Here is a 25,734-nt window from a genome sequence, read left to right on the forward strand (position 1 = left end):
CCCCCTTATATCAAGCAACGGCTAACCCAAATAATTTTTAAAATGCAAAAAGAGTTTCTTCTTGCCTCTGATCTGTGAGCCGCTCAAGACTGTGCCGCTTACTGGTCGGAGGCAATCATGTTCAACCGAATAAAACGTTTTACTGTTGGGACGGATAATGTTCCCCGAAGTGAAGCTATTTCGTCTGAATCAGCCTGCCCGCCTGGATATCATATCCCCCTTCCTGTTGATGCATTGATTTTGCCCTCAAAGCGGCAGGTTTTTCTCCAGCAACTCTTACATCAGCGCTGCCAGGTAGTCGTTCAGCCGTTGCTGTGAACGGTAATGTGTCGCTTTCGGTTCCTCCAGCCCCTGACACCGCACTGCAAAAGCATGAGCCATTACTCCTGCCTGAGCTGGTTTCGGTGCTGGATTCAGCAGTACCAGAGGGTTCAGCCTCCGCTTCTGAAAAATAATCAATTAACGGTTATGCGCGCCCGGAAAAACGAAGACCGATTCACCGGAAATTGCCTGAATTTGTTTCAGCAGAGCGACCACCTGCCGTGACAGCGGCACCAGATGTTCTTGCGCTACGCTCTGAGAATCGCACGCCGTTTACGGCTTCGCGCTGGGCGGGTACGCTCCAGATATGCGCTTTCAGGTTGAATTCATCCCAGCGGGCAAAACGCAGCTCACTGGAGCGTAGAAACACATGCAGATTCAGTTCCAGCGCCAGACGGGTCAGCATCCGGCCTTTGTAGCTATCTATCTTCTCCAGCAGTTACGGCAGGCGTTTCAGCGGCGTGGCGCATGATTTTGGTCAGATGCTGGTGTACTCGTCCGGCGACGTCATGCACGCCTTTGTCGTCAATCGCCTTAACCAACTGCGCCAGATGGCGGGTTTCAACCTGAGCGATATCCATCGCGCCAATAGTAGGGAAAACGTAGCGTTTCAGGCAGATGAGGATTTTATCGGCGTGTGCCTCTGACCAGAGCTTAAGGCAACTGCTGTGCCACGCTTGAGCGATATACTGAAAGGTGCGGGATTCATCAACGGCGGGGTTGTTCGATTTACGAAGTTGAGAAAGGCTGATGCCGGACGCCAGCAGCTTACGCGCCGCATCGCGCTTTTCGCGGGCTTCCGCTAGGGTGGTTTGAGGATAGGGGCCAAAGGCCAGACGGTTTTCCTTACCGCCGAAGCGATAGCGGAAATACCATAGCCTAGCGCCGCTGGTGGATACCGTGAGGTACAGGCCTTGCGAATCGGTGAGCTTGTAAGATTTTGCGAGAGGTTTCGTGGATCGGACTTTGCTGTCAGTTAACATTTGATGGTCACTCCCGTTCATCGAACTGAATGACTCGCAATCTGACCCACAAATTCCCCAATACGAAGGGATAAATCAAAGCGTATCGGAAAAGATATTTACACCAACTTATGGAATCAAAAAACATAGGAGCAGACTTGCCTGAACGGCGAAATTTTATGCTTTATTCATCACATTAAAATAATTATCAAACACAAATATTTAAAATCAAATAATTAAAAAATAATTGTTTAGAGAAATTACTGATGTGAGAAATTATATTTTATATGTTAATTGTTATGGTTGTGGGTACTAGCAGTTTGTGTGTTTTGCTAAAAAAAACCTTTAAGATTGATCTGATTGTTATTCTAAAATTTTTTATGTGATATATTATCCGGCACGGAAAAAATTAATAATAAAAACTTAATGGATTAAGATTAAAAAGTGTCTACTAATCAGATGAATGTTTCCTATGGAAATGATTTTTTTGTTATTAAATTGATGGACTTTTTATCAATAAATTTGACATTAATGGTCAGCGCTAGTCTATTTATGATGGGCGCTTTCGATGATGTAATTATGATTAGCCTGCTATTCTCAACCTCTTTTTTACTTATTGGAGAATATACTGGCCTATATCACCATGGCCTTAAAAATATGCAGCCTGGTGGGCAGGGAAGACTGTGGGGTTCCGCATTATTTTCGGTCATCTTTGTGGAGTTAGTCAGGAATTATGCCGGTACGCTGTACTCGCTGGGTCTATTGCATAAATTCGATAATATATATTTTTCCGCAACGCTGTACTGGTATATTCTTTCGCTATGTAGCCTCTATATCACGCGTTTAATTACGTTTAAATTTACGACTAAAAAGCGGATCCGAATTGCTATTGTGGGATTAACGCCCGGTGGGTTAGCGGCGGAAAAAGCATTGCTTAAAGAGTATGCCAACATGCAGTTAGAATTGGCTTTTTACGACGATCGTAGCCCATCCCGTTGTGGCTATCTGTTTAAGAGCCAATTTAAAGGCAAAGTGAGCAAGCTGGTTGAAGAGGCTAAAGCGGGCAGAGTGGATGAGATTTATATTGCGCTGCCAATGGTTGCGCTACAACGCATTCGTTATTTTCTGTCGATGATGTCCGATACGACGGTAGATACCTATATCATTCCCGATCTTTATTCCTACAGCTCATACGTATCGCAGTTTCGCTCCATCAATAACATTCAGACCATCAGTATTTTCAGATCGCCGTTTGATGGTATTGGCTCGGTGATTAAGCGCGTTGAGGATTTAGTGATTGGTGGCGTTATTACGCTGATGATTTCGCCATTGCTGCTGGTGATTGCTATTGGTATCAAACTGACGTCACGGGGGCCGGTGTTATTCAAGCAGGATCGTTACGGCCTGAGCGGCAATAAAATCAAAGTGTGGAAATTCCGCTCGATGCACGTGATGGAAAACGCCGGCGTCGTGACGCAGGCGACTAAAAACGATCCGCGCGTTACGCGTTTTGGCGCATTTTTACGCCGGACTTCGCTGGATGAATTGCCGCAATTTTTCAATGTATTGCAAGGGACGATGTCGATTATTGGCCCACGTCCTCATGCCGTCGTGCATAACGAGCAGTATCGCCAGTTAGTCGAGAATTACATGATTCGCCATAAAGTGAAGCCTGGAATTTCAGGCTTAGCGCAGGTTAATGGTTATCGCGGCGAAGTGGATACCCTCGATAAAATGGAAAAACGGGTTCACTACGATATTGCCTATATTCAGAGTTGGTCCCTTTGGTTGGATATCAAAATTATCTTTAGAACCATTTTCAAAGGCTTTATCGGTGAAAATGTGTACTAAATTGGTCATCGCCGCTGGAATGATAACCCCCCTCTCATCTTGGGCTGACTTGATGCCGAAATCGCATATCGGTGTCGCCGGTATTGATTTTCAAAGCCAGGTGGGTCTGGACTATGGGCATGAGAATAACGTGACCTATCAGGCTGATGATCAGAATGCGGTGAGTTCTCATTTTCAGAGCCTCAGGCCAATGATTAAGGCCATTGGCGCGCGTTATCAGGATCAATATCTGTTGATGTATTCCGGCGATTATCGTCGTTACGACAGCGATCCGGCGGATAATTACACCGACCATTTCTTTCGCTTTAATGGCGCATGGCGCTACGGGTTAAGGCATGGATTAACGCTCAGTCTTGAGGAGGCGCTTGGGCACGAAGTGCGTGGGCGCGGTATTACCGAAGGTTTTCGACCACAACAGTTCAGCGATTTCGGTATTCATTCGCCGTTGAGTACCGCGCTTTTCAACAGTGAATTGCGTTATAGCTATGGCGCGCTGAAAGGGCGCGGTAAAGCCGACGTCGCGCTGCTGTTTAGAAAACTGCGGTTAGGCCGCACGGAGGATATTAAAAATACCGATATTGATTTTTATAACTATGTTCTTGGGCAGGAATGGTACGAGAACGGTTTAATCGCCGAATTATCTGACCAATACTCGTCGGCAACGCGCTTTCGCTACCGTTTTATTGGTAATCAGCGGCGTTATGAAATCGATTCGCAAAAAGATAATGATGAATACTATCTGGAATTCGGCATTAAATCGCAACTTACGGGAAAAACCGGTATTGATGCCAATGTGTCCTGGCTATACAAGACATTCGATAATAACCCGAATTCCAGGAGTTTTAGCGGGATAAACTGGGATATTCAGACGGAGTGGAAACCACTTAAACAATCCGTTTTTACCGCACATACGTCGCAGCATATCAAAGACCCGTCAGAAATCGGCGGCTATATCCTGGTTTCTAAATACGGCATCTCTTATCAGCACCTTTGGCTCGTCGATCGTTTCTCCACCACGTTTGACTACTCATACCTGACGGACGTTTACAAGAATTACCCGCGAGATCGTAAAGACAGAAACAGAGTGTTCACATTCGCCATGAGTTATAACTTCAGACCCTCTATTAACGTTGAATTAAAGTATCAACTGAACACGCTACGTTCCAATCAAGATAGCGATTCTTTCTTTATTGGCCCTAACGGCGATCGCCAGGTCGTCAGAATGCTGGGCCGTGATAACTCTCTGATTATGTTTACGGCTAAGGTACAGATCTAACGTGAAAATAATAAAACTGTGCATTTTTCTGTCCCTCAGCGTCTGGCTAGCGGGATGCTCCCCGCCGAGCCAGCGGCAAATGGACAAACCTGAAAGTGAAACCACCGGTTATCAGTTAGATGAAGGCGATGCTGTAAATATTCTGGTGTACGGCGAGCCGGAGATGACGATGAAGTTCATGCTGGATAAAAGCGGCGCGATTACCTTCCCCTACATTGGTCGACTGGTGTTGAAAGGGAAAACGCCAGAGCAGGTGGGCGAGGAGTTGGCTAATCGCCTGCGCGGCGACTATCTGCAAAATCCGATGGTGACGGTCAGCATTGCCGAGTTCCGGAAATTCTATATCACTGGTGAAGTGGAGAAACCGAACGGGTATGCCTACGAGCCGGGCTTAACCGTTGAAAAAGCGTTGGCGCTGGCCGGCGGATTTACCGACCGCGCAGACCGTAAGGATGTGGGTATTCGTCTATCGAATAGCAATCAACTGATTGAAAATGTTGATGTAAGACGTGTCGTTCATCCTGGCGATACCGTGATTGTCGGTATGAGCTTTTTCTGACCATGAGTCTATCTATCGTGGAAAATGGCAGAAAACTGGAAAGCATCATCGATTTCTCCAGATTTGCCCAAGAGATCAAACAGAACGGCTGGAAGATCATGCTGGCCGGCCTGATTGTGGCGGTAGTGGCTTACCCGCTGATTAGCATGATCACGCCCAAATATGTGTCGACCGCAACGGTACTGCTTAAAGCACAGCAGGATAACGTTTCGCCTTTGCCGCAGGTCGATGGTTATGATTCCACCCGTAGCGGCTATTACGAAACCCAGTATGCGTTGATGCAGTCGCGTATTGTGCTGGAACAAGCCGTGCGGGACATCAAGCTGGACCAAAATCCAGCGTTTAACGGCGACATAGACAAAAATGCAGATAACCGTGGCGATGAGCAACAGCGGGTCGATCACGCACTGGATTCAATAGTGGCAAACCTCACTATCACTGGCGTTCGCACCACGCACCTCGCCACTATCTCATACGAATCGGCGTCGCCTGAGCTGGCGGCCGACATCGCTAACGGCGCGGCGCAGGCATTTATTGACTATACGGCCAGGCAAAAGCACCTCAAGACACTGAAAGCCAAAACATTGAACCAAAAACAGATGGAAGAGGTGTGGCAGCAAGTGGTCGAGCAACAGGCCGTCATCGACCAATTTCTGAAGAAAGAAGGGCTGCTGACTTTCCGCGGCGTGGATGGCTTCGAAACTGAACAACTGGGGATCGTCACCACCAAGTTAGCGGATGCCACCCAACGTCGCATCAGGGCGGAAACGAACTACAACAGCGTGCGTTTGAACGTGGGTACGTCGCTGGAAAACATCATTTCTCTGCCTGATATTTCTAATCATGCCCAAATTCAGGATTTGCGCATTGCGCTGATTCAGGCTCGGCGTTCTTTATACGAGTTACGGAAACGCTACGGGCTGAAGCATACCAAAATTTTAGAAGCCGAAGCCCAGGTTCAGGCGATTGAAGAGCAGACCCACACCGTGTTACTCGAACTGGAAGCGGGGCTGAATAAGCAGTATCAGGCGGCGTTGAGGGATGAAAAATATTATCAGCAACTGCTGGAGAAACAGAAAGCGGATTTCCAAACGTTAGCGTCTAAACGTGATGAATACAATAACCTGATCACCGCGTTGGATAAAACAAAAGAGCTGTATAAGGCGCTCTATCAGCGCACCAAAGAGCAGACGCTGGCAGGTAACTATTTAGAGCCAGACGCGGTACTTTACGACCCTGCTGTGCCGGCGGACCACCCGTCGAAACCCAATAAAGTGATGCTGCTGGTGATGGTTGTCATGCTAACCCTGATTTTCTCGGTGGTTTACTTCATCGTGAGAGCCGCGCTGGATAATTCAATCAACAGTATCAGCCAGATGAAAAAGCGCCTGAATGTGGCGCCGATGGGGGAAATTCGCATCTTCGCCAGTGGCGTGAAGCGCTCACAGGTTGTGCGTTTGATAACCAAAGCGCCGCTGTATGTCGATATTGTCCACAGCATGCGAATCCACATTTTGTTATCGCATCCATCCTGCCAGGCCATTGCCATCAGCTCGGCAGAGCATGGCGAAGGGCGATCGTTGCTGGCGCATTTGCTGGCGACATCTTTCAGCGCTGACCAAAAAACGCTGCTTATCGACCTGGATTTCTTTAACGACGGCGGGCTGACGCAAGACCTGGCGCCCCCTTCCGCTATCGGTGTGGCGGAACTGCTGCAAGGGCAATCACCGTTGGATGCCGCACTGGTGACAATCAGTGAAAATTTAAGCTTCCTGCCGCGTGGCAATGCCTTGATATCTTCTTTACTGATGCTGTCGTCCGAACATGTCGTGACGTTGATGGCAGAGCTGAGAACACGCTATCAGAGAATAATCGTTGATGTGGCCGCAGTGAATCAAACGCAGGATAGTCAACTCATTAGCCGGGTAATCGACGGGGTGGTTTTTGTGCTAAAAGCCGGCGAGTGGCGTACGGGTGATGTGCTTAATGCCATTGAGAACGTTAAACACCACCGCGCGGTGCTGATTGGCGCGGTAATGAATCGGGTTGCGGATAAAAACCTCGAAACCAAAGAGGGGATACGTTCCCTGAACCATCGTATGAATGCGCTAATCGACAGTACTGGTCACCTGTGAGTTTATGAAAAAGATGAGTTTACTAAAAAGCATTTCTACCATTGCGGGTTCATCGGTGGTTTCACAACTGATTGGCGCGCTGTCTATCTGGCTGATTTCGCATAAATACAACATGGCCGAGGTGGGGATCTACGCGCTGAGTTACAGCATCGTGTTGGTGGGGGCGCAGGTCTGTACCTTTGCATCGCAACTGCTGATTCCGAAACAGCAAGACAGTGAACTGGCGCAAAGTGTGGTGTTCAGCACACTGCAAAGCCTGCTTATCGCTGTGCCCTATGCGACGTTGACCGCATGGCTGTTTCAGCGAAATGTGTTCTTTCTCTATCTGCTCACGCTGTCCTATGCGCTGGTGCTGATTTCGGAGAATTTGTCGCTGCGCGAGGGTAACTACCGTTTTCTGGCCTTTCAGCGACTCGCCGTCTCGGTGGTGGTCGTGCTTTCGCTGGTGTTCACTTCACATACCACCGCGTTTTATTGGTCCTGGGCCTGCGCCATGATGGTGCTGATTAGCGGATGTATTTTGTTCTCGTTCAATATTCACACCATTACGTTTGGACATTTTAGTCCGCAACGTAATAGGGCTTTCTTTCATCAGCATGCTCATCATCTCACTCGCGTTGGCAGCGCAGAAGTACTGGCGATGGTTAATAGTAATTTGCCGGTTATGCTGATTAATTTTTGGTTTTCCGCGTTGACAGCGGGGTATTTCTCGGTGGTGAGCCGTTTTTGTTTGTCTCCGGTGGTGATCATCGGCAATGCAGTGCGTCATTCTATTTTTTCAACCTGGTCTACCGATTTCAGAAATAAACGTTTCAACTATGATGAGTTCAAAAAAGTCCGTCTGGTATTATTGATTTCGGGAGTGATCTGCACTCTAGGGGTATTTATTTTCTATCCGTTGGTGATGCATCTTTTTTTTAGCGAGGAGTGGATTAACTCCATTCCAACCTCTCGCTATATGTTGCCTTATTTATTTCCGGCGCTGGCGGTGTGTCCGCTGACGGTGATCGAGCTAATATTTGGCTCTCATCGCTATTTTTTGCGTATTCAATTAGAACAGTTGAGTGTGGTATTAATCGCATTTGTGATTGTGCCTTTTTTTTATAATCACTATGCCACATCAATGATTCTTTTTTCTGTGCTTACATTTGTACGCTACGCGTTTATTTATCTCAAAGTAAACAAACGTGCTAATGGACTGAAAAATATGATGACAGAATCATGAGCTTGAATACCGGGCTTTACCTACAGATTTATGTTGTTATCACGCTGGTATTCTGCGGACTGACGCAGTATTTCACCGGTTTTCTGGCAGTACTGTGGTTACCATTTATTTTGGCGCTGAACATGGTGGGGTTGCTGATTATGCAGACTCGCTACGATAGATTGCATTTGGATACGCAGGAATTGATGGTTCTCACGCTTTACCTCTCTTTTCTGGCGATGGCGGGATTATCTACCCTGTTACAGGGCGGAATAACCGTCACTATCGTTGGGTTTAAAAACGAGGTTGCATTGTCGCTGATGATGTTTTGCCTGCTGCTGGGATTTTGCCGCGAATCACAGATTTATCGCGTGACCCGCAGTTTGTATTGGGTGTTCTACGCGCAGTTCCCGGTGGTGATTTATCAAGTGTTGTTTGTTTTGCCGCGGCGGGCAGCATTGCGGGGAGAAGACGAAAAATGGGACTCGGTAGTCGGCACTTTCGGCGGCGACCCGATGGGCGGGGGAAATACCGCGGCGATGGGGTTGTTCTGCCTGTTGATTATGCTGCTGAAAGTCTCGGAATTTAAACATGGTTTGACGTCGTTTAAATCCACGGCGCTGCATATCGTTTTGGGGTTTAGCTTGTGTATCCTGGGGGAAGTGAAATTTGTGATCCTGATTTCACCATTATTACTGGCCTGGGTTTGGTTAATGCCGAGCTACATCAAAGGCATGAATAGCGTAAACTTGAAAGCAATTTTGCTGATTTTCACTGGCATGGCGTTGCTGATTACCGTAGCGATTACCATTTTGGCCTCGGGTTACTCCTCGGCGTTTGGTGGCGACCCGACGAAAAGCGCGATGAGCGTATTTCTGGATTCATTGAATTATATTTTTGATACCAGCTACATTATGGAATCCGGTGAACTTGGGCGTCTTACTACGCTATTTTTCTGGCTGAAAAATCACGATATGTGGGGGATCTCCGGCACGTTGTTTGGCTATGGATTAAATGCGACAAATAGCGGCAGCGCTGTCTCTCCCGGTTTTTTGAATATTATCTATAACTTGATCATCGATTCAACCTCATTAAGTGTGCTGCTATGGGAAGTCGGCGTGGTTGGAACGTTATTTTTCATCGGGCTAATTATTTATATCTTAGTCATTACGCAGCCAAAGCCGGGATTAGATCGTAATAAATTAGACCAACAGGACCTGAAACTGCTGAGTTTTTCTCCGGCCTTTAACGTTTTTGTGGTTGGGTGCCTGTTGAGTCTGCCTTATAGCCAGATCCTGATGATTATTCCCATGTTGCAATTCCTATTTTATTTATCTCTGGGCTCAAGTCTGGTGATTCGCCATTCTGTCCGCCGTTATATCGGAAAACTGTATGAGTGATAAACCTTTTATTTCAGTGAGTATTAAGACATTCAATGAAGCGGAATGCATCGAAAAAACCATCGACAGTATTCGTCGCCATATTGTGGATTACCCCCATAAAATCATTGTTGCCGATAGCTTATCAACCGACAACACTCAGCAGCTTGCCAGTGCCAAAGGCGTTACCGTGGTGTCGCTGACTGAACCGTCCGAACGCTGCTGCGGTGTGGGGCATCAGCTTGGTTACCTGTACAGTCAGGGGGATTATTTGCTGCTAATGGACGGCGATATGGAGCTGGAAGATGGCTTTATTGAGCAGGGCATCGCATTTTTAACCGCACACCCTGATTACGCTGGCGTGGCTGGAACGGTAGAGATGGATGGCGCGGCGAACTATGAGTTTATATCACGTAAACAGCGCCTTCATAAAATATATCCGTTGGGCGACTGCGGTCATTTAGGTGGTGGGGGTTTATACCGCCGCTCGGCAATTGAAAAAATAGGTTATCTCACCAACCGCAGCTTGCATGGTTATGAAGAGGCTGAATTAGGCATTCGTCTGCGCTATGCCCACTATAAATTACATCGACTTAATGTGCCTTATTTCCGTCACACGTCGTACACCATGCCAACATATAAAATGCTGCAATATCGTTGGCGGAACGGTTTTCTCTGGGCACCGGGCGAGCTTTTACGCAGCGCATGGGGGATGCCTTATTTCCGTGAGGCATTGCATATCGTTAAAAACGAGGCAGTTTTTGCGGTTTATCTGCTGGTGCTGTTGATGAGTTTATTGACGTTTAACGCCACTGTTATTGGTGCTGTGTTGCTGCCGTTACTCGCTTTTGTGGCATTAAAAATGATTAAGAACCGTTCACTGCTGAACGGGGTGCAGAGTGTGATGAACCTAGCTGTGTTTTCTGCGGGATTGATAAAAGGGTTAACCAGACCCGTGCGCGACCCTATGACACCACCAAGCAGCAAGGTTATTCATGAATAGGCAGGTATGATGAAAGTTTTATTGGTCAATAAATTTTTCTATATTAAGGGCGGCGCTGAAACGGTTTATTTTCAAGAGATTGATATGTTGAAAAAGGCTGGCGTTGACGTTATCGCTTTCTCTATGCAGCATGAAAATAACTTCCCGTCAGACTACGCGCCCTATTTTGTCGGTAATGTGGATTATCATCAAAACAGCAGTGCGATTGGGGCAATTAAAACCGCGGTTAACTTTATTCATAATGCTGAGGCATGTAAGAAATTGCTGGTGTTATTGCGTAAAGAAAAACCGGATATTGTTCATTTTCACAATATCTACCACCAGCTCACGCCGTCGTTGATTAAAATTGCCCGTCAATTTGGGTGTAAAACCGTGTTAACGGCGCATGACTACAAGATTATCTGCCCTTCGTACACCATGCTGCGCGATGGCAAAGTCTGTGACGCTTGTTTAACCGGTTCGGTATTTAACGCTTTTAAATATCGGTGCCAGCAAGGTTCTACATCGAAAAGTCTGCTGCTTTCGTTAGAAGGTGCCTGGCAGAATATTGCCAAAAACTATCAGGCGCTGGATGTGATCGTTTCGCCCAGCGAATTTCTGCGTAACCAATTAATGCGCAAGCTGCCGAATGTTCGTATTGACGTGATTGTGAACGGCATTAATGACAGCCTGCCAGCGGAGGATGTTAAAGACGACGGTTATTTGCTGTTTATTGGTCGCCTGAGTAGGGAGAAAGGCGTTGCTACGCTTGCCAGGGCGCATCAGCAAATGCGGAATAAAATTCCGTTAAAAATTGCGGGCAGCGGGCCGCTGTATAACGATTTGGTCGCGCAATTTCCGCATGCGGAATTCCTGGGTTATAAACAGCAGGGCGAAGAACTTAACCGGCTGATTAAATACGCACGCGCGGTGGTGGTTCCTTCCGAATACTATGAAAACTGTTCAATGTCGGTACTGGAGTCGATGGCATTCGCTAAACCGGTGGTAGGTGGGCGTATTGGCGGTATACCTGAACAAATTCGCGATAAGATAGACGGCATTTTATTCGAACCCGGCAATGTGCAGGCATTAGCCGATGTGCTGGATGACCTGACGTTGAATCCGCAAAAAGCCAGAGAAATGGGATTAAATGCGCGCCAACGTCTTCGCGAAAAATATTCATTACGTAAACACACAGAATCTCTATTGGCGCTTTATCGGGAAATATTAATCGAAAAATAATATGACTACGAAAATTACCGTTCTGGGAACACGTGGTATTCCAAACGTGTTGGGTGGTGTGGAAACACATTGCCAAAATTTATATCCGACGATTAAACAGCAATTCGACGTGGATATTTGCGTTCTCGCACGTTCGCCTTATGTCAATTATAAAAAATCACAATATCGAGGCGTGATGACTCGCGCTTTACTGTCGCCGAAAAAGCGTTCATTAGAGGCTATCGTTCATTCGGTGCTGGCGGCATTTATCACCTGCTTTGATCAGTCCACGGTGGTGCATGTTCACGCTATTGGTCCGGGCCTGGTGGTGCCGCTTTTACGTTTGCTGGGTAAAAAAGTGGTTTTTACTCATCATGGCCCAGACTATGACCGCCATAAATGGGGATTCCTGGCAAAGAAGATTTTAATGCTGGGTGAAAAGGTCGCAGTGAAATATGCCAATGAAGTGATTGTGATCTCCGAAGTGATTAATAATATGATCAAGCAGAAATATGGCCGCGATGATGCCCATCTTATCTATAACGGTGTGAATCTACCCCAGCGACTCACTGCGGACGTTATCAATCAAATATTGGCGCGTTTTTCTCTTCAGCCACAACACTATTTGGTTGCAGTTGGCCGTTTCGTGGAAGAAAAAGGCCTGCATGATCTTATCGCGGCCTATCGGCAATCGGGTGTCACGATGCCACTGGTTTTGGTTGGCGATGCCGATCACCCCACTGCGTATAGCATGCGGTTAAAACAGTTAGCCCATGAAACCCCGAATGTGATCCTGACCGGATTTTTAAACGGCCAGGAACTACAAACTGTTTTCTCACAGGCTAAACTCTTTGTGATGTCGTCATATCATGAAGGGTTACCCATTGCGTTGCTGGAGGCCATGTCATTCTCATTGCCTGCTGTGGTCAGCAATATTCCAGCCAATCTGGAGGTGAAATTAGCGCCAGAAACTTATTTCAATGTAGGAGATGTGGCGGATTTATCCGAAAAAATCACGTTGCGCTCTAAATCGTTATCTGTTGATTACTCTGAATATTTACAAAGGTATAATTGGCAACAAATCGCGGAACAAACGATGGCCGTTTACACCGCAGTAAATAAATCAATAGGTTAATAGTGAATGAATCGAATAAACGCCCGTTAGTCATTGAGCGCTTCTATGAAGCCCTTGATGGAAAAACCGATACAGAACTGACCTCGGAACAGCGGCTGGCCGTTGAGCAGGCGGTGCTGTCGATTACGGCATCTTCAATGCATTGGGTCGACGTGCGTAAGAGTTTCCCTTTTTTTAACAAGCGCTATTACTTCGTTTTTTTGTTCGGTCTGGATCACCGCAAGCGTCCACGCAAAGAGTCAACGCTATTTCGTATACTGCTGACTGCGTTGATCCTGTTTACTGGCTTTTCCTGCATGCTTGCGGCGCTATTGATGCTTTACATGATTAAGTCTGCCTTGGGTATTGATATTTTCCCACATTTCCACTTAGGAATTTGGGATTGGTGGCTCAGCCTGAAGGATCACTGACCTCCGGTTTCTGCTGATGTGGAAATAAGGAGTCATAAGTGCATTGTAAAATTATCGCTGTAGGAGGTTTGCTATTTTCTGTATTGGGTGTGGCCGATGGCGTGATGACGACCGCCACCCCCAGAGGGCTAACTGGCCCGCTAACGAACCCAGGTACTGGCGTCGCCAGCTTTAACAAGGGTAATGGTACAACGTTGTCGCTGGCTGATTATCCCGACACCGGCATTGAATATGATCGTTTGTACTGGAATGAACTCGAACCAGCAGAAGGCCAATATAATTTTCAAGCCGTGGACGCTATTTTCGAACTGGCTAGCCAGCATCAACCGCCGATGAACGTGGGGTTGCGCTTTATGGCGCTTGATGAGCCTGCCAGTGGTTCGAAGATTCCTGACTGGCTGATCCAAAAAGGTATCAAGGGCGAATGGACGCCGGACAAAAAAACCTTTGTGCCGGATCTGGACGACCCGGTGTTTATCGAATACAGCCAGCGTTTGCTTAATGCTTTTGGGCTACGCTATGACGGTAATTCGAATTTGGCTTATATCGATATTGGGTTGGTGGGGTCATGGGGCGAGTGGCACAACATCAATTTCCCGACCATTACGCCGCTGATTGAACGCTACACATCAGCCCAGTTGGATAAGTACGTGGAAATGTATTTTGCCGCGTTTCCCAACAGCCCAAAGATTATGCTCATTAACGGCGGCGACACGTTGGCCAGCGCAGTGAAGCAAGGTGCTGGATGGCGCGCGGATTGCTGGGGAGACTGGCATAATTTTTCGACCACATGGAGCCACATGCAAGATGATTACCCGCAGCGACTGCAAAACGCGGAGGCGCTTTATCCAAATTTTAGCTCTGCGTGGCAACGTGCGCCGGTGAGTCTGGAAATCTGTGGTCATATGTCGGAGTGGCAGAGCGTGCAGCACTATACTCGTGCGCAAGTGCAGGTGGCCTTTGACTGGGCGCTGGCACAGCATGCTAGCACCATTAATCTGAAGTCGCGCAGCGTGCCGACGGAATATCGGGACATTGTGGATAACGCGCTGACCAAACTCGGCTATCGTTTTCGCCTGGCCTCGTTAACTCATGAGTCTGAACTGGCACAAGGGCAGAGCCTGACGTTAAACCAGCAGTGGTTTAACGACGGCGTAGCGCCCATTTATCTGAAATATGATGTGGCCTATCGTGTGGTGAATGATGCCAACACCGTAATGAGTATGGGAAAAATGGCTGATGACATCCGCACTTGGTTGCCAGGGCAGCATACCTTCGTCTACCAATTGGCGATGCCGGAAGCGCTGCCAGCCGGGCAGTATAATATTGAAATGGCGATGCTGGACGCAAAGGGAGTATCGCGAATTAATCTCGCCAACGAGGGCAAGCAAGCTGACGGTTGGTATCGAATTTCCACGGTAACGGTGCGCTGAGCACGAAATTAAGAATAGATATTAATATGCTGAAAAATATCGGCCATGTATGGTGTGAAATAAAAGCGGCGGGCAGTATTAAAGCTAAACTAGTCATATTGCTGTTTCGCCTTTCAACCATTTACCAGTCATCAAATGCGCTGCTGAAAATTATCAGCGTTCCTTTTGTTGTCCTGAATAAAGTGATTAATGAGTGGCTGTTCTGTGTGGAAATTCCGCACAGAACTCAAATCGGTTTTGGGCTGAAAATATATCATCCGCACTGTATTGTGGTGAATTCCGATGTAATCATCGGGGCGAACTGTACATTACGGCAGGGCGTCACCATTGGTAGCGTGATAAACTGTGAAGGTCATGTCACCAAAAGCCCGGTGCTGGGTAATCAGGTGGAGCTTGGTGCCAATGCCATTCTGCTAGGCGAGATTACATTAGGTGATAACGTAAAAGTCGGCGCCGGAACCGTGGTAACAAAAAGCCTTGCTGCCGGAAAGGTGGTCGTGGGGTATGGAACCAGGGAATTGAATTGAGTGTGTATGCTCATATCGACTTTTCATGGCCGTGCTCCTCTTTAACCAAGCGCTTTATATTTTGCAGGGATCTTAGCAATAATGCTGGTGGGGTCTAGGGAAAGTAAACGGGCGATATGGATAAATTCTACGATGTCTAACCTTCGTTCTCCATTCTCAACCTTGGCGATAAATGATTGGGGACGATCCAGCGCAAGCGCCAAATTTCCCTGCGTGATCCCTTTGGCAATGCGTGCTTCACGTAATGCCTTGATAACGATTTGATATTCATCAGAGTAAACAGAAGCCATCGATTCAACCCCATAGCTAATTTTTTAACGAGACATTGGCCCAAAGGCGAAAGGTTAATTGCCTGTGCATTGGGAAAGCAGCCGGAGGAGATTTGGCCGTCACGCTACAAGGGATGAGCCCGAATCATGGGGAAGGGGAGGCGGGATAGCACGCTCGCAGAGAACCGAACCCTATTCAGGACCCATTCCCCAAAAGCAAAAAACCAGCCGTTAGGCTGGTTTTTTTAATTAGTGGTGCCGGACTCGGGATCATTCAGCTTTCTATTAAGTTGAAATACAGCATAAATTTTAATCACTACAGTTGTCAAGACCCGTAGGTTGACCCGTATTTTTATAGATAGATCAGAATGATGGGTTCCATATATGCGAAAAACGTCCGGTTCGTTCCGTCGGTTCGGTTTCCCATGGTCTAATAAATCGTAATGACATTACCCGGATTCGCCTGATTTCAGAATAGTAATGAACAGATGCTCGGTTAGTTGGGATTTGCGCATGGCAGTCTCTTCTAGTGGCATCATCAGTGCTCGGACGATTTATAAAAGTGAATGATTAGGTTTAGTGGGATACTTACACATAATATAAACTTATTTTTTAGTTGATTTTTATTTTTTAAATGTTAATGTTTATTTATTGTATGTGACTAGTTATTCATTATTTTTTCAAAAAAAACATGAAAAGATTTTTATATAAATATATGTCGCTAAGAGATGATTTTTTTAGTAATCCAATGATAAGAGCGACACCAGCACTTTCTTTGAATGATCCATTTGAAGGGCATTTCAATGAAATTCAAGTCAAAGATGCTAAAATTAACCAACTGAGATTTTATAGAAAATGTGGTTTAGACACCTATGATGATCCTGATGACTATCAAATAAATGAAAGTGTTGGTGTTTTACAAGGTAATATAAGCGATTTAGGTATTATTTCGTTAAGTGAAAGCTATAACAACCCTTTAATGTGGGCACACTATGCAAATGAGCATAAAGGCATGGTTGTAGAATTTGATTTTAATGAATTTTTTTTTGAGGACTCTATTCTTATCAATAATGGAAAAGCTTCCAGATTCGGAAGGAATATATTAGGTCGCTGCTATGAATATCCAGAAAAAGTTGATTATCAAAGAGAATTGCCAAATTTTTCACGGTCCGAGCTATCAGCCCCTGATTCAATAGATGAATATCATTGGGAAAAATTCTTCAAAACGATATTGTTTACAAAATCTATAGATTGGATTCATGAACAAGAACAGAGAATTGTAGTGCCATTAAAATATGCTGATTCAATAATCTGTATTGCTAATAAACATATTCGAGAGACTTGCTCAAGAGATCACGCCATAAAAGTTTTAGAACTTGAAGGTAATAAAATCAATATAATATTCCCGCCAGAGTATGAAATGAATGAAGAGATGGGAGACCAAAGTATAAAAAATGAGATTTTTTTCTCGACTAAAAATAATATAGAAACTGTCCATTTATTCCGAATAAACCCATATTCTATAAGAACAGTTTATTTCGGATGTAAATCAAATTATGGAAAATCTATAGATTTAATAAATAAACATCCAGCATTAAAAAAGTTTTGTAATATATATGTAATGGAAAGGAGTCTTCTTATGTATCAATACAACCCTAAGCTAATAAAAGTTGAGGAGGAGATTTAACCATTTTTCTATAATATAGTTTAAGTGATAAAAGGTTGCTTTAGTCTTGATTTTTATATTTATAGTAGTGGATATTATATAAGTTTTTCAAATATAGAAGTTAATGAATTATATTTAATAGTCATTTCTCTGGGGGGATAGTGGATTGAAATTTTGGTTGATATTTAAAGATAAATATTATGAGACTAAATAGCTATTGCATAATAGCTCTACACTTGCTGAAGGTGGCACCCCGCCAGCACTGTCCTCGCATGATGAGAAGTGAAGCATCAATGCGCAAAGCTATTTAGCAGTGGCTGGCTAATGCTAATGACACCAAAATTTATTTATATAAAAATCAAGGTGCTGAAGCAATGCCTATGCATAATATCAAAAGGATAATAAGGTTAAGTCAGTAAGATACTGAGATTCTGCTTTCCATACAAGAATAGAGAATAGCGGCACTAAATTTCATTCCATTAAAAATAGTGCCATATTCAATTAATAAATTAATGATGAATTGTTATTTTGGGAAAAGAAAATTATTCAGTTCAGACATGGTTTTCTCTAAAAATGATAAACATTTTCGAGATTCATCATCATCCATTTGAGATATTATGTTCGCAAGAGGTACTTTCCGACCTTTAGGTACATAGTTTTCAACTTTTATTCTATAAGGCCGGCCCTCTAAATCATCGGAAACGGTTTTTGCTAATTGAAGAAGCTCATTGTTTTTTCTCGGGCTTAAAACATCAGCTATCATTTCACGCTCTTCTAACTTGCCGTTAGCGAGTTCGTTTTCCCACAAATACGTTGGATAGTTGCATTCTAGTATCCCTGGAATTAAATACCCATCTTTTTTTGCGTCAATAATATCTTGAGAGATAGGTAAGGATAAACACTTAACTGACTTCCCAACGTCTTGAATTTTTGCTAATTCTGCTCGTGCTTTATTACCATCGGCATCACTGTCTACTAAACCAGCACATTTATATTTTTCAGAGTGGTGTTTATGCATGTGGAAATATGCTTTAAGCATATCACAAACATAGTTTGTACCTGCACCAAAGTCTTTAGTAATAACATCAATTAAATCTACCCTTTCGGGATAAATAGGCTTATTGCTTTTTCTATTATTATCTTGTCACTACTCCCCTCTACGTAAATTACAGCCTTATCAACTCCAAGTTCACTTACAGCCTCAAAGTTTTCAATTCTCGACTTAACTTCCTCGATGTATGGGGAAAGTAATTCCATTACTCCCATTTTATCATCAAGTTGCGAATAGTCATTTTTACATGAAGTTATATCTGAATTATCTTTCTCAATATAAACGCACCTAACGTCATTATCATGTTTTGAAAGATTATAAAATGCAGGGGAATGAGTGGTAATAATTAATTGCGAGACAGGTTCAGGCACGAAACTCTTAAATTGTAATGCAAGTTTAATAGCACTAGTTAGTTCTAAGTTATTTTCAGGCTCTTCGTAACCCCAAATGAATGTGTATGGTGGGTTTCCCTGCGCTTGTAATGTCTTAGTTTTTTCAGCTATGTATTTTAATATTAATGGGATGTGTCTGGCTTTTATTCCATCACCTCTTTCATTAAGAGATATGCGCATTTCATTAAGAAAATCAAGATTGCCAAAGAGGCTACTCAAATCACGAGGCAAAGATAGTGCTGAGCTAAATCCAAGAGAATCACTGATTTCCTGTATAAGCTCATCCAAATTTTCAGCTATGCTTCTTTCAAATGCTCTACTTGAATCACTAAAGTTATCGTTAAATACATCATTTACAACGAAATATATCTCACTTCTAAGTTTTGATATGTACTGTTTGTCTTTTACTGCCGGTATATATACATATTTAACGTTTTGAAGTAAAGCTTTTATGTTTGATCTTTTAGGAATGTCATTTCTTTGCGTGCTGTGACCACCTCTAGTGCCAAATATAGATTTTATCCCTACAATTTTTTCATCAAAAAAACCGGAAGAACGCCATGATCTAGTCCACTCAATTAAATCGCCATTTGTAGCATGGTATGTTTTTGGTATTTCCAATAGCAACTTTATTTTTATTTCACGTGCTTTTTTTGAGGCTTTATTTGCAGCATAAATATTATAATCAGTATTGAAATTAAAATTCTCGCCGGGATTTGTTTCATCATTAAAAAATAAATTCAATGCTCTTAATATATTTGATTTCCCTGCATCATTATTACCAACGATAATTTGTAGCCTTGAGCTATCAATTACTACCTTTTGAATCGATCTGAAGTTTGTAATTTCGATACGAGTTATTCTGACAGGCATAAGATCCTCAAAATCCGTCAGTTTTTCTACAATACACTGAAAATAACAAAAAAACGAGATGATTCCTAGGGGAACTGTCGTCCAGCTTATGAATACTTCTTGGACGCAGTTGTCAGCACCGATAGAATCATTCTTAACATCAGTACTGCAGGCAACAACTGCAGATTGGGGTACACCGCTGATGACCATGATAGATACACGATGTAGGATATACAGAACACAGGTTTTATGAAGCGTTTGGCTCGGTGATAAACAAAGCTTGGTTCATACGCTGCGCTATGCGTCTCAGCCATCCCAAGCTATCACCATCGCAACCAACAACACCATCAAAAACAGCGGTATTGAGAGCATAAGAACCGTTACGGGATTAGCGTCATAACGGCGACATAAACCGTTACTAACAGATATTCCTGCAGCACCGATGCCAGTCAGCGACTCCTTGCTTTCAGCCCTACTGTAAGTATTCCGGCGAACAGGTCTACTCACTTCCTAGCAAATTGATTGTGCACCGAGAGGTGATTGCCCTGAGTAAAGCCTGATTTACTGAGCACCAGATCATCACCATTTTGAAGTTAGCTAAAGCTAGACGTTCCTTGAGAAATATTTGCCGTGACGCACTGATATCTAAGAGTAACTTTTTAGTACCAACCCCTTCAACTCCTCAAACGTATAAACCCGAAAAACATTGCGGTGCTTCGCTTCCAGCGGGATACGCTGATGGTTGACGATGGCGTATGTCACGCTATTGAACATCCGTTCAATAGCTCGCTTTATCTGCGGATCGGGCACGATATAGAAGACGTACATCCAAAGTTTTTGAGTACGAGTTATCAAATGTTGGGTGATAATTGCCTGATAACGGGCCTTGGTTTTCAGATGGCGCTCAGTCTCAACGGCGATGACGGTTCCGTCTGGTAACGTTATCACCCCGGCCGGGCGATGATATACCTCATAGCGGCTGCGGAATGTTGAATCGGCGCCGCTGATCCACCCATAAGCACCTTTCTTTTCCAGAAGGAGCCGTGCTAGCTGACGATCAAGGCGCTGCATCAGCGTCCAGCCCGTGACTTTCGAAGGTTCGAACCGCGCAGGAAAACCATTCTCATGGGGTGTGACAACAACGGATAATCCGTCATTGGTGATCCCCCACAGAGAGGTTTTCACCATTCTGGTGTTTATTTCATGCTTTTGGACCAATCCCATGTCGATGGCTTTTGCCAGCAACAGATAAAGCGGCTTGTGATTTTTATAATCAAAAAGCAGCATCAACGTTTTAAAGTCGCTGTAGGTTTCTTCTTTCAGAAAGGTGAGCAGAAGTCGCATTTTTTCGTGACTACGCGCCCGTCGTTCACGGTAATCGTAAATCAGCATGGTTCCTCCTTCGCATTTTACTGGTGTGTTCGCTCTTTCGGCTTTATCGCCTCATTACATGGGCGCATACCTTGGGGTACTGGCATGAGTCGACGTCATGAGGCGATCTTGTGGGGATAAAGAGGTGGCCGCTTTGCAGCCATGTGCCGGAAAATACATTTCCCGGCACAAAACGGCGTGCGCCAGTTCATGCGGGCTGGACGCCCTTATTACCTGTCGCATGGGGGTAATGTCGCGGCTGGACGCCACGCCAAAACCCCCAACGTCAACAGCGGCACACCGTCGCGCGCTACGCGCGACTACCCCCTTTGAGACGCCGTTTTTAGCCCACTTTTTCTTTTGCCCGTTTCGGTCAGCGAAAAAATGGGAAAACGCCTTCAAAGCGGGTAGTCGCGCCTCGCTACCGGCTTGTGGCCGGAGACTTAGCCGCGACGGCGTGCGGGGCTGATGCCCCCCAAATAAACCGACGCGTGGGCGCGTCTTTTTGCTCGCTGGGGCGGCAAAATTTATTCGGCTCCCCCCGGCCTGCTCGGTTTCCCTTGGGAGAAACGCTCGCGGGTGGGTTCGGGCGACGCAAATTAGCAATTTCTGTGAAATTGAATTTACTCGCCTCACGCCACGGTTGAATGCCCGCGAGGCGCAGGCATTCAACCGCCTAACCCCGCTGCATTCTGCATTGTGTTTGAATAGCCTGTTGAGCGCGGTCAGCGTTGTGAAAATAAAACGTGATGACATATCTATCCCCACTGAAATCAGCCAGTAGGGAAGGCTATCGGGAAAGGACGGTGTTGCCTGCAAACAACTCAATATCGGATGGGGAGAGTTATTGTTATTGAGTCACGAAAGCAAAAAAGCTCTGACCTAACGGCAGAGCTTTAATCAGGCAGGCTATATTCAGATGGCTATCTGGCGGTGAGTGAATGTGCGTGTTTGTGCATCGTGGTAAGGGCAGGGATGAGTAAACTGATTGCGGTTAGCCCATGACCCAACTGGCACAAGCTTTCTGGCGTCGATTCGCACACCTCATTATCGGCAAAGGTAATCAGCGCATCGCCAATGAAATTCAGGCAATGGCAAAGCCCGGCCTGCGTTTCGGCGCAATATTCTGTGACCTGCGAGAGTTCGTCATTGTCCATGCGTGAAAAGTCCAGACGAGCCAGCGCGGCACTCATGGCGGAGTAACGGTTCTCATAATCCGGCAGTGATTGATAAGACGCGCCCGTGTTACTATCGGTGTCAGCCATAGCATTAGTCCTCATAATGTTGTGGTCAGAAGCCCGGTTAGTGTTCCTAGCACTGCCGGGCTTCGCTCTTTACTGTTGCAAAACACCATGTAATTGCGGTGTAATTACAACTATACCATGCTATGGAATTTGTAATTACAATGTCAAGCGAAAAATCAAAAACAGACCAGTATCAAATTCGACTGTCCCACGAGTTTCGTTCGCAATTAGAAGAACAAGCCCATAAGGATGGCGACAAGACATTGGCTACGTGGATCAAGCGTGTTCTGCGTAAGGAACTCCAGACGCGCGGTATTGAACCAAAAGGCTGAACGGTGATTTGAGTCAGTCGATGTAGCAAATACTAACGTGTAAGAGACGTTTGGCAGAATGCTCGAATGGTTTTACGACAACGCTCCTGACGGGCTTTCTATCACATAGAAAGCCCGTCAGGAGCCAACAAGCGCAGCGCGTTAGCCAGCCGAATGACTCCGCGCATAAATATACGGCGCGACATAACCCTCGCGGTTGACGTCCAGATAATCCGACCACCATTGCATCATTTCGATTCTGGCTTCCAGATGCTCCGCTTTATGCACGTAGGCCGCCCGCACGCCGTTGCGCTCTTTGTGGCTCATCTGTCGCTCAATCGCATCCTTTGACCAGCGCCCGGACTCATTCAGGGCGCTACAGGCCATCGTTCTGAAACCATGCCCACAGATTTCGGTTTTGGTGTCGTAGCCAATCACGCGCAGCGCCTTGTTGATGGTGTTTTCACTCATCGGTTTGTTCAGGGTATGTGCGCCGGGAAAAACGAAGACCGATTCGCCGGAAATCGCCTGAATCTGTTTCAGCAGGGCGACCGCCTGCCGTGACAGCGGCACCAGATGTTCATCCTTCATCTTGGCACCACGCTCTGAGAACCGCACGCCATCTACCGCTTCGCGCTGGGCGGGCACGCTCCAGATATGCGCCTTCAGGTTAAATTCATCCCAGCGGGCAAAACGCAGTTCACTGGAGCGCAGAAAAACATGCAGGTTCAGCTCCAGCGCCAGACGGGTGAGCATCCGGCCTTTGTAGTTTTCCATTTTATCCAGCAGTTCGGGCAGGCGTTTTAGTGGCAGGGCGGGGTGATGTTGGGTCACAACCGGGGTCACGACGCCATCCAAATCGTAAGCCGGATTGTATTTGATGACGCCCTGTTGGACGGCGTGACGCATGATTTTAGTTAGATGCTGGCGTACCCGTCCGGCGACGTCATGCACGCCTTTATCGTCAATCGCCTTAACCAACTGCGCCAGATGGCGGGTTTCAACCTGAGCGATATCCATCGCGCCAATGGCGGGGAAAACGTAGCGTTTCAGGCAGATAAGAATTTTATCGGCGTGCGCGTCCGACCAGAGTTTCAGGCTACTGGTGTGCCATGCCTGAGCGACATACTGAAAGGTGCGGGATTCATCAACGGCGGGGTTGTTCGTTTTGCGAAGCTGAGAAGGGCTGATGCCGGATGCCAGCAGCTTACGCGCTGCATCGCGTTTTTCACGGGCTTCCGCCAGCGTGGTTTGAGGGTAGGGGCCAAAAGCCAGACGGTTTTCTTTACCGCCGAAGCGATAGCGGAAATACCATAGCTTAGCGCCGCTGGTGGATACCGTGAGGTATAGGCCTTGCGAGTCAGTGAGCTTGTAAGATTTTGCGAGAAGTTTCGCGGATCGGACTTTGCTGTCAGTTAACATATGAGGGTCACTCCCGTTCATCGAACTGAATGACCCGCAATCTGACCCACAAATTCCCCGATACGAAGGGATAAATCAAAACGCATCGGAAAAGATTTTTACGCCAACTTATTGAATTATATACACATAAGAATTGATAAGGAGGCATAAAAAAGGAAAGGTGGTGCCCGGACTCGGAATCGAACCAAGGACACGAGGATTTTCAATCCTCGTGCTGAGATAGACGCAAAAAAGCTGCACATTCAACCGAGTGTGCAAAAATGAAAATTTTACCCGTAATTTCGACAAAAGGTGGCGAAGGGAAGTCGACTCAAGCTGCTAACCTTGCAGGTTTTTTTGCTGATGCAGGGTTAAAGACCTTGCTTATCGATGGCGACTATTCACAGCCTACTGCCAGTAGTATTTATGCGCTGGAGCATGAGGCTCCGTTTGGATTGTTTGAGCTGTTAATGCAGACAACAGATTTAAACCAGCCAGACAGCATAATTTCTCGAACAGCCATACCTAACCTCGATCTCATCATCTCCAACGATCCTGATGATCGCCTTCCCACTGCAATGCTTCATGCCCCTGATGGACGCATGCGTCTCAAGAATATCCTTCAGCATCAAAGTTTCCAGAATTACGACGTCATCATGATTGACTCGAAAGGGGCTGCCGGTGTGATGGTTGAGCTCGTGGTTCTGGCTGCCACAGAAAATGTTGTTGGCGTGATTAAACCCATACTTCCTGATGTTCGGGAATTCATGCGCGGAACAGTGCGTCTAATGTCTCGGCTACTGGCGTTGCAGGCTTATGGGATTAAGATCCCTGATATCAAAATTCTGGCCAACTGTGTTGAGAACACATCATTGGATCGTAAGACTTTGGAAGAGTTGGGTAACATCGTTTCTGAGAAAAAATACCTTCAATCCGAAAGCATAAACATCTCGATACTTGAAACAAAAATTGACCAGCTTGAGGTCTATAAGCGCGGTCACGCCTTTGGCCAACCAGTCCACCGTCTTGAATATGTCACTGATCGCAAGAGCGCAGCGGCGGCTGTGACCATGCATAGTCTCGCTTGCGAACTCTTCCCCCATTGGAAAGAGCAGTTTGATTCCGTGTTACGGAATCAAACTGGCGCAGGGGAGGTAGCTAATGTCTAACCTTCAGCCACTATTATGCCGGAATGGCACTTGCCTGCGTGCTTTTCGGCCAAATATCCATTCCGGTGTACGGATCATCCAATCGGTCGAGCTGCTTCTCGATATCCCATTGCTTGGAGCTCCATTCAGGATCGGCTGCGAAAGCAGTCCAATAGTCGGTCAGCGCCAGCGACATCTCTTTATCGGACATGCTTTGAATAATTTCGGGCGTCCATTGATGTTGCTTAATCAGCGCATATTCCAATGCTTCTCGCGGGGAACAGGGACTGAATTGCTGATGCCAGCTATGTGTCAGACGAAGCCATTCGCCCAGCCACAGCAAGCGGTAGGACGTCTGAATCAGTTCTGCACCGGGATATTCCGAATACTTTTCTGCTGCCTGCTGGTAAAAAAAGCTACAGCGTTTTTCAAAAGAATCCATGTCGGATCTCCGTTGTTAGGTTCTCTGTTGTTGGATTTACTGCCAGTTCCTTCTGACCGGAGTCGTCAAACTAAGCGGTCAGGAAATGATCTGTCAGTAGAAGGGAGTGTATCCCTCGCAACGGTAGATTCGACGCCCTTTTCAGAAGTTTACATAACCTTATTAAAAACAGTGTTATTACATGACTTTAAT

24 protein-coding genes and 2 pseudogenes are annotated in these 25,734 nt (G+C 45.8%); 17 read left to right on the plus strand and 9 right to left on the minus strand.

Annotated elements, in window-relative coordinates; genetic code table 11:
• Window positions 1-468 precede the first annotated feature (468 nt).
• Window positions 469-1,304: pseudogene (locus tag EO763_RS04670) on the minus strand (tyrosine-type recombinase/integrase); the annotation flags it as partial.
• A 438-nt stretch (window positions 1,305-1,742) separates the two neighbouring features.
• Between EO763_RS04670 and EO763_RS04675 the strand changes: the two are divergent.
• The 12 genes from EO763_RS04675 to EO763_RS04730 are packed head-to-tail and all read left to right on the plus strand — an operon-like array spanning window position 1,743 to window position 15,395.
• Window positions 1,743-3,134: an undecaprenyl-phosphate glucose phosphotransferase gene (locus EO763_RS04675; protein WP_208852004.1), complete on the plus strand. Its 1,392-nt coding sequence runs from the start codon at window positions 1,743-1,745 to the stop codon at window positions 3,132-3,134.
• Entirely contained in the window at window positions 3,124-4,410 is a 1,287-nt protein-coding gene (locus EO763_RS04680; RefSeq protein ID WP_161530340.1) for an outer membrane beta-barrel protein, read from the plus strand. Before EO763_RS04675 ends, EO763_RS04680 begins: the two co-directional genes overlap by 11 nt.
• A 1-nt stretch (window position 4,411) precedes the next feature.
• The gene (locus EO763_RS04685; protein ID WP_039490288.1) at window positions 4,412-4,969 is read left to right on the plus strand and encodes a polysaccharide biosynthesis/export family protein; all 558 of its coding nucleotides are present in this window, start codon (window positions 4,412-4,414) and stop codon (window positions 4,967-4,969) included.
• Between the two features lie 2 nt (window positions 4,970-4,971).
• Entirely contained in the window at window positions 4,972-7,104 is a 2,133-nt protein-coding gene (locus EO763_RS04690; protein WP_044209121.1) for a GumC family protein, read from the plus strand.
• A 13-nt stretch (window positions 7,105-7,117) separates the two neighbouring features.
• The gene (locus tag EO763_RS04695; protein ID WP_161528241.1) at window positions 7,118-8,329 is read left to right on the plus strand and encodes a lipopolysaccharide biosynthesis protein; all 1,212 of its coding nucleotides are present in this window, start codon (window positions 7,118-7,120) and stop codon (window positions 8,327-8,329) included.
• The gene (locus EO763_RS04700) at window positions 8,326-9,708 is read left to right on the plus strand and encodes a hypothetical protein (protein WP_039490292.1); all 1,383 of its coding nucleotides are present in this window, start codon (window positions 8,326-8,328) and stop codon (window positions 9,706-9,708) included. Before EO763_RS04695 ends, EO763_RS04700 begins: the two co-directional genes overlap by 4 nt.
• Entirely contained in the window at window positions 9,701-10,690 is a 990-nt protein-coding gene (locus EO763_RS04705) for a glycosyltransferase family 2 protein (protein ID WP_161528242.1), read from the plus strand. The genes EO763_RS04700 and EO763_RS04705 overlap by 8 nt, the downstream gene beginning before the upstream one ends.
• A gap of 9 nt (window positions 10,691-10,699) precedes the next feature.
• Window positions 10,700-11,911 carry a glycosyltransferase family 4 protein gene (locus EO763_RS04710; RefSeq protein ID WP_103861689.1) on the plus strand — a complete coding sequence of 404 codons (1,212 nt, stop codon included), beginning with the start codon at window positions 10,700-10,702 and terminating at the stop codon, window positions 11,909-11,911.
• Window position 11,912: 1 nt separating this feature from the next.
• A complete protein-coding gene (locus EO763_RS04715) occupies window positions 11,913-13,025 on the plus strand; it encodes a glycosyltransferase family 4 protein (protein ID WP_039507741.1) in 1,113 nt (370 codons plus the stop codon).
• Window positions 13,026-13,027: 2 nt separating this feature from the next.
• On the plus strand, window positions 13,028-13,435 hold the full coding sequence (locus tag EO763_RS04720; protein ID WP_039490298.1) for a hypothetical protein: 408 nt from the start codon (window positions 13,028-13,030) through the stop codon (window positions 13,433-13,435).
• A gap of 38 nt (window positions 13,436-13,473) precedes the next feature.
• Entirely contained in the window at window positions 13,474-14,868 is a 1,395-nt protein-coding gene (locus EO763_RS04725) for a DUF4832 domain-containing protein (protein ID WP_161528243.1), read from the plus strand.
• A gap of 26 nt (window positions 14,869-14,894) precedes the next feature.
• Window positions 14,895-15,395, plus strand: coding sequence for a serine acetyltransferase (locus EO763_RS04730; RefSeq protein WP_161528244.1), 501 nt, complete (start codon window positions 14,895-14,897; stop codon window positions 15,393-15,395).
• A 41-nt stretch (window positions 15,396-15,436) separates the two neighbouring features.
• Here EO763_RS04730 and EO763_RS04735 read toward each other — a convergent pair whose 3' ends face one another.
• Complete coding sequence (locus tag EO763_RS04735; protein WP_161528245.1) at window positions 15,437-15,685, minus strand: helix-turn-helix domain-containing protein; 249 nt, start codon at window positions 15,683-15,685, stop codon at window positions 15,437-15,439.
• A 12-nt stretch (window positions 15,686-15,697) separates the two neighbouring features.
• Here EO763_RS04735 and EO763_RS04740 point away from each other — a divergent pair.
• Window positions 15,698-15,834, plus strand: a pseudogene (locus EO763_RS04740) (helix-turn-helix domain-containing protein); the annotation flags it as partial.
• Between the two features lie 521 nt (window positions 15,835-16,355).
• A complete protein-coding gene (locus EO763_RS04745; protein WP_161528246.1) occupies window positions 16,356-17,351 on the plus strand; it encodes a DUF2971 domain-containing protein in 996 nt (331 codons plus the stop codon).
• Between the two features lie 502 nt (window positions 17,352-17,853).
• On the opposite strand, the gene EO763_RS23540 is transcribed toward EO763_RS04745, so the two are convergent.
• From EO763_RS23540 to mobC, 4 genes are all read right to left on the minus strand, one after another.
• Window positions 17,854-18,348 carry a hypothetical protein gene (locus tag EO763_RS23540; RefSeq protein ID WP_244322062.1) on the minus strand — a complete coding sequence of 165 codons (495 nt, stop codon included), beginning with the start codon at window positions 18,346-18,348 and terminating at the stop codon, window positions 17,854-17,856.
• A gap of 77 nt (window positions 18,349-18,425) precedes the next feature.
• On the minus strand, window positions 18,426-19,829 hold the full coding sequence (locus EO763_RS23545) for an ATP-dependent nuclease (RefSeq protein ID WP_341874933.1): 1,404 nt from the start codon (window positions 19,827-19,829) through the stop codon (window positions 18,426-18,428).
• Window positions 19,733-19,939 (minus strand): IncC plasmid conjugative DNA transfer DtrJ family protein, encoded by a 207-nt coding sequence (locus EO763_RS23800; protein WP_161528247.1) that lies wholly within the window; start codon window positions 19,937-19,939, stop codon window positions 19,733-19,735. The genes EO763_RS23545 and EO763_RS23800 overlap by 97 nt, the downstream gene beginning before the upstream one ends.
• 331 nt (window positions 19,940-20,270) lie before the next feature.
• Window positions 20,271-21,017, minus strand: a complete 747-nt coding sequence (gene mobC / locus EO763_RS04760) for a MobC family replication-relaxation protein (protein WP_161528248.1) — start codon at window positions 21,015-21,017, stop codon at window positions 20,271-20,273.
• Between the two features lie 141 nt (window positions 21,018-21,158).
• Here mobC and EO763_RS04765 point away from each other — a divergent pair, with 141 nt between their 5' ends.
• Window positions 21,159-21,329 carry a hypothetical protein gene (locus tag EO763_RS04765; RefSeq protein WP_161528249.1) on the plus strand — a complete coding sequence of 57 codons (171 nt, stop codon included), beginning with the start codon at window positions 21,159-21,161 and terminating at the stop codon, window positions 21,327-21,329.
• A 590-nt stretch (window positions 21,330-21,919) separates the two neighbouring features.
• Here EO763_RS04765 and EO763_RS04770 read toward each other — a convergent pair.
• A complete protein-coding gene (locus EO763_RS04770) occupies window positions 21,920-22,261 on the minus strand; it encodes a hypothetical protein (protein WP_161528250.1) in 342 nt (113 codons plus the stop codon).
• A 140-nt stretch (window positions 22,262-22,401) separates the two neighbouring features.
• Here EO763_RS04770 and EO763_RS23245 point away from each other — a divergent pair, with 140 nt between their 5' ends.
• Window positions 22,402-22,572: a hypothetical protein gene (locus tag EO763_RS23245; RefSeq protein ID WP_167521835.1), complete on the plus strand. Its 171-nt coding sequence runs from the start codon at window positions 22,402-22,404 to the stop codon at window positions 22,570-22,572.
• Window positions 22,573-22,713: 141 nt separating this feature from the next.
• Here EO763_RS23245 and EO763_RS04775 read toward each other — a convergent pair whose 3' ends face one another.
• The gene (locus EO763_RS04775) at window positions 22,714-23,973 is read right to left on the minus strand and encodes a tyrosine-type recombinase/integrase (protein WP_161528251.1); all 1,260 of its coding nucleotides are present in this window, start codon (window positions 23,971-23,973) and stop codon (window positions 22,714-22,716) included.
• Window positions 23,974-24,233: 260 nt separating this feature from the next.
• Here EO763_RS04775 and EO763_RS04780 point away from each other — a divergent pair, with 260 nt between their 5' ends.
• Window positions 24,234-25,121: a ParA family protein gene (locus EO763_RS04780; protein WP_161528252.1), complete on the plus strand. Its 888-nt coding sequence runs from the start codon at window positions 24,234-24,236 to the stop codon at window positions 25,119-25,121.
• A 13-nt stretch (window positions 25,122-25,134) separates the two neighbouring features.
• Here EO763_RS04780 and EO763_RS04785 read toward each other — a convergent pair whose 3' ends face one another.
• Window positions 25,135-25,542 carry a hypothetical protein gene (locus EO763_RS04785; protein ID WP_161528253.1) on the minus strand — a complete coding sequence of 136 codons (408 nt, stop codon included), beginning with the start codon at window positions 25,540-25,542 and terminating at the stop codon, window positions 25,135-25,137.
• Between the last annotated feature and the right edge of the window lie 192 nt (window positions 25,543-25,734).

The organism is Pectobacterium odoriferum (genome assembly GCF_009931295.1).
In the GTDB taxonomy this organism is placed as follows: domain Bacteria; phylum Pseudomonadota; class Gammaproteobacteria; order Enterobacterales; family Enterobacteriaceae; genus Pectobacterium; species Pectobacterium odoriferum.

Coding starts and splice junctions, on each gene's coding strand:
- EO763_RS04675 (WP_208852004.1), top strand. CDS start 1,743: ATGAATGTTTCCTATGGAAATGATTTTTTTGTTATTAAATTGATGGAC.
- EO763_RS04680 (WP_161530340.1), top strand. CDS start 3,124: ATGTGTACTAAATTGGTCATCGCCGCTGGAATGATAACCCCCCTCTCA.
- EO763_RS04690 (WP_044209121.1), top strand. CDS start 4,972: ATGAGTCTATCTATCGTGGAAAATGGCAGAAAACTGGAAAGCATCATC.
- EO763_RS04695 (WP_161528241.1), top strand. CDS start 7,118: ATGAGTTTACTAAAAAGCATTTCTACCATTGCGGGTTCATCGGTGGTT.
- EO763_RS04700 (WP_039490292.1), top strand. CDS start 8,326: ATGAGCTTGAATACCGGGCTTTACCTACAGATTTATGTTGTTATCACG.
- EO763_RS04705 (WP_161528242.1), top strand. CDS start 9,701: ATGAGTGATAAACCTTTTATTTCAGTGAGTATTAAGACATTCAATGAA.
- EO763_RS04710 (WP_103861689.1), top strand. CDS start 10,700: ATGAAAGTTTTATTGGTCAATAAATTTTTCTATATTAAGGGCGGCGCT.
- EO763_RS04715 (WP_039507741.1), top strand. CDS start 11,913: ATGACTACGAAAATTACCGTTCTGGGAACACGTGGTATTCCAAACGTG.
- EO763_RS04730 (WP_161528244.1), top strand. CDS start 14,895: ATGCTGAAAAATATCGGCCATGTATGGTGTGAAATAAAAGCGGCGGGC.
- EO763_RS04735 (WP_161528245.1), bottom strand. CDS start 15,685: ATGGCTTCTGTTTACTCTGATGAATATCAAATCGTTATCAAGGCATTA.
- EO763_RS04745 (WP_161528246.1), top strand. CDS start 16,356: ATGAAAAGATTTTTATATAAATATATGTCGCTAAGAGATGATTTTTTT.
- EO763_RS23540 (WP_244322062.1), bottom strand. CDS start 18,348: ATGCATAAACACCACTCTGAAAAATATAAATGTGCTGGTTTAGTAGAC.
- EO763_RS23800 (WP_161528247.1), bottom strand. CDS start 19,939: ATGGCTGAGACGCATAGCGCAGCGTATGAACCAAGCTTTGTTTATCAC.
- mobC (WP_161528248.1), bottom strand. CDS start 21,017: ATGCTGATTTACGATTACCGTGAACGACGGGCGCGTAGTCACGAAAAA.
- EO763_RS04765 (WP_161528249.1), top strand. CDS start 21,159: ATGTGCCGGAAAATACATTTCCCGGCACAAAACGGCGTGCGCCAGTTC.
- EO763_RS04770 (WP_161528250.1), bottom strand. CDS start 22,261: ATGGCTGACACCGATAGTAACACGGGCGCGTCTTATCAATCACTGCCG.
- EO763_RS23245 (WP_167521835.1), top strand. CDS start 22,402: ATGTCAAGCGAAAAATCAAAAACAGACCAGTATCAAATTCGACTGTCC.
- EO763_RS04775 (WP_161528251.1), bottom strand. CDS start 23,973: ATGTTAACTGACAGCAAAGTCCGATCCGCGAAACTTCTCGCAAAATCT.
- EO763_RS04780 (WP_161528252.1), top strand. CDS start 24,234: ATGAAAATTTTACCCGTAATTTCGACAAAAGGTGGCGAAGGGAAGTCG.
- EO763_RS04785 (WP_161528253.1), bottom strand. CDS start 25,542: ATGGATTCTTTTGAAAAACGCTGTAGCTTTTTTTACCAGCAGGCAGCA.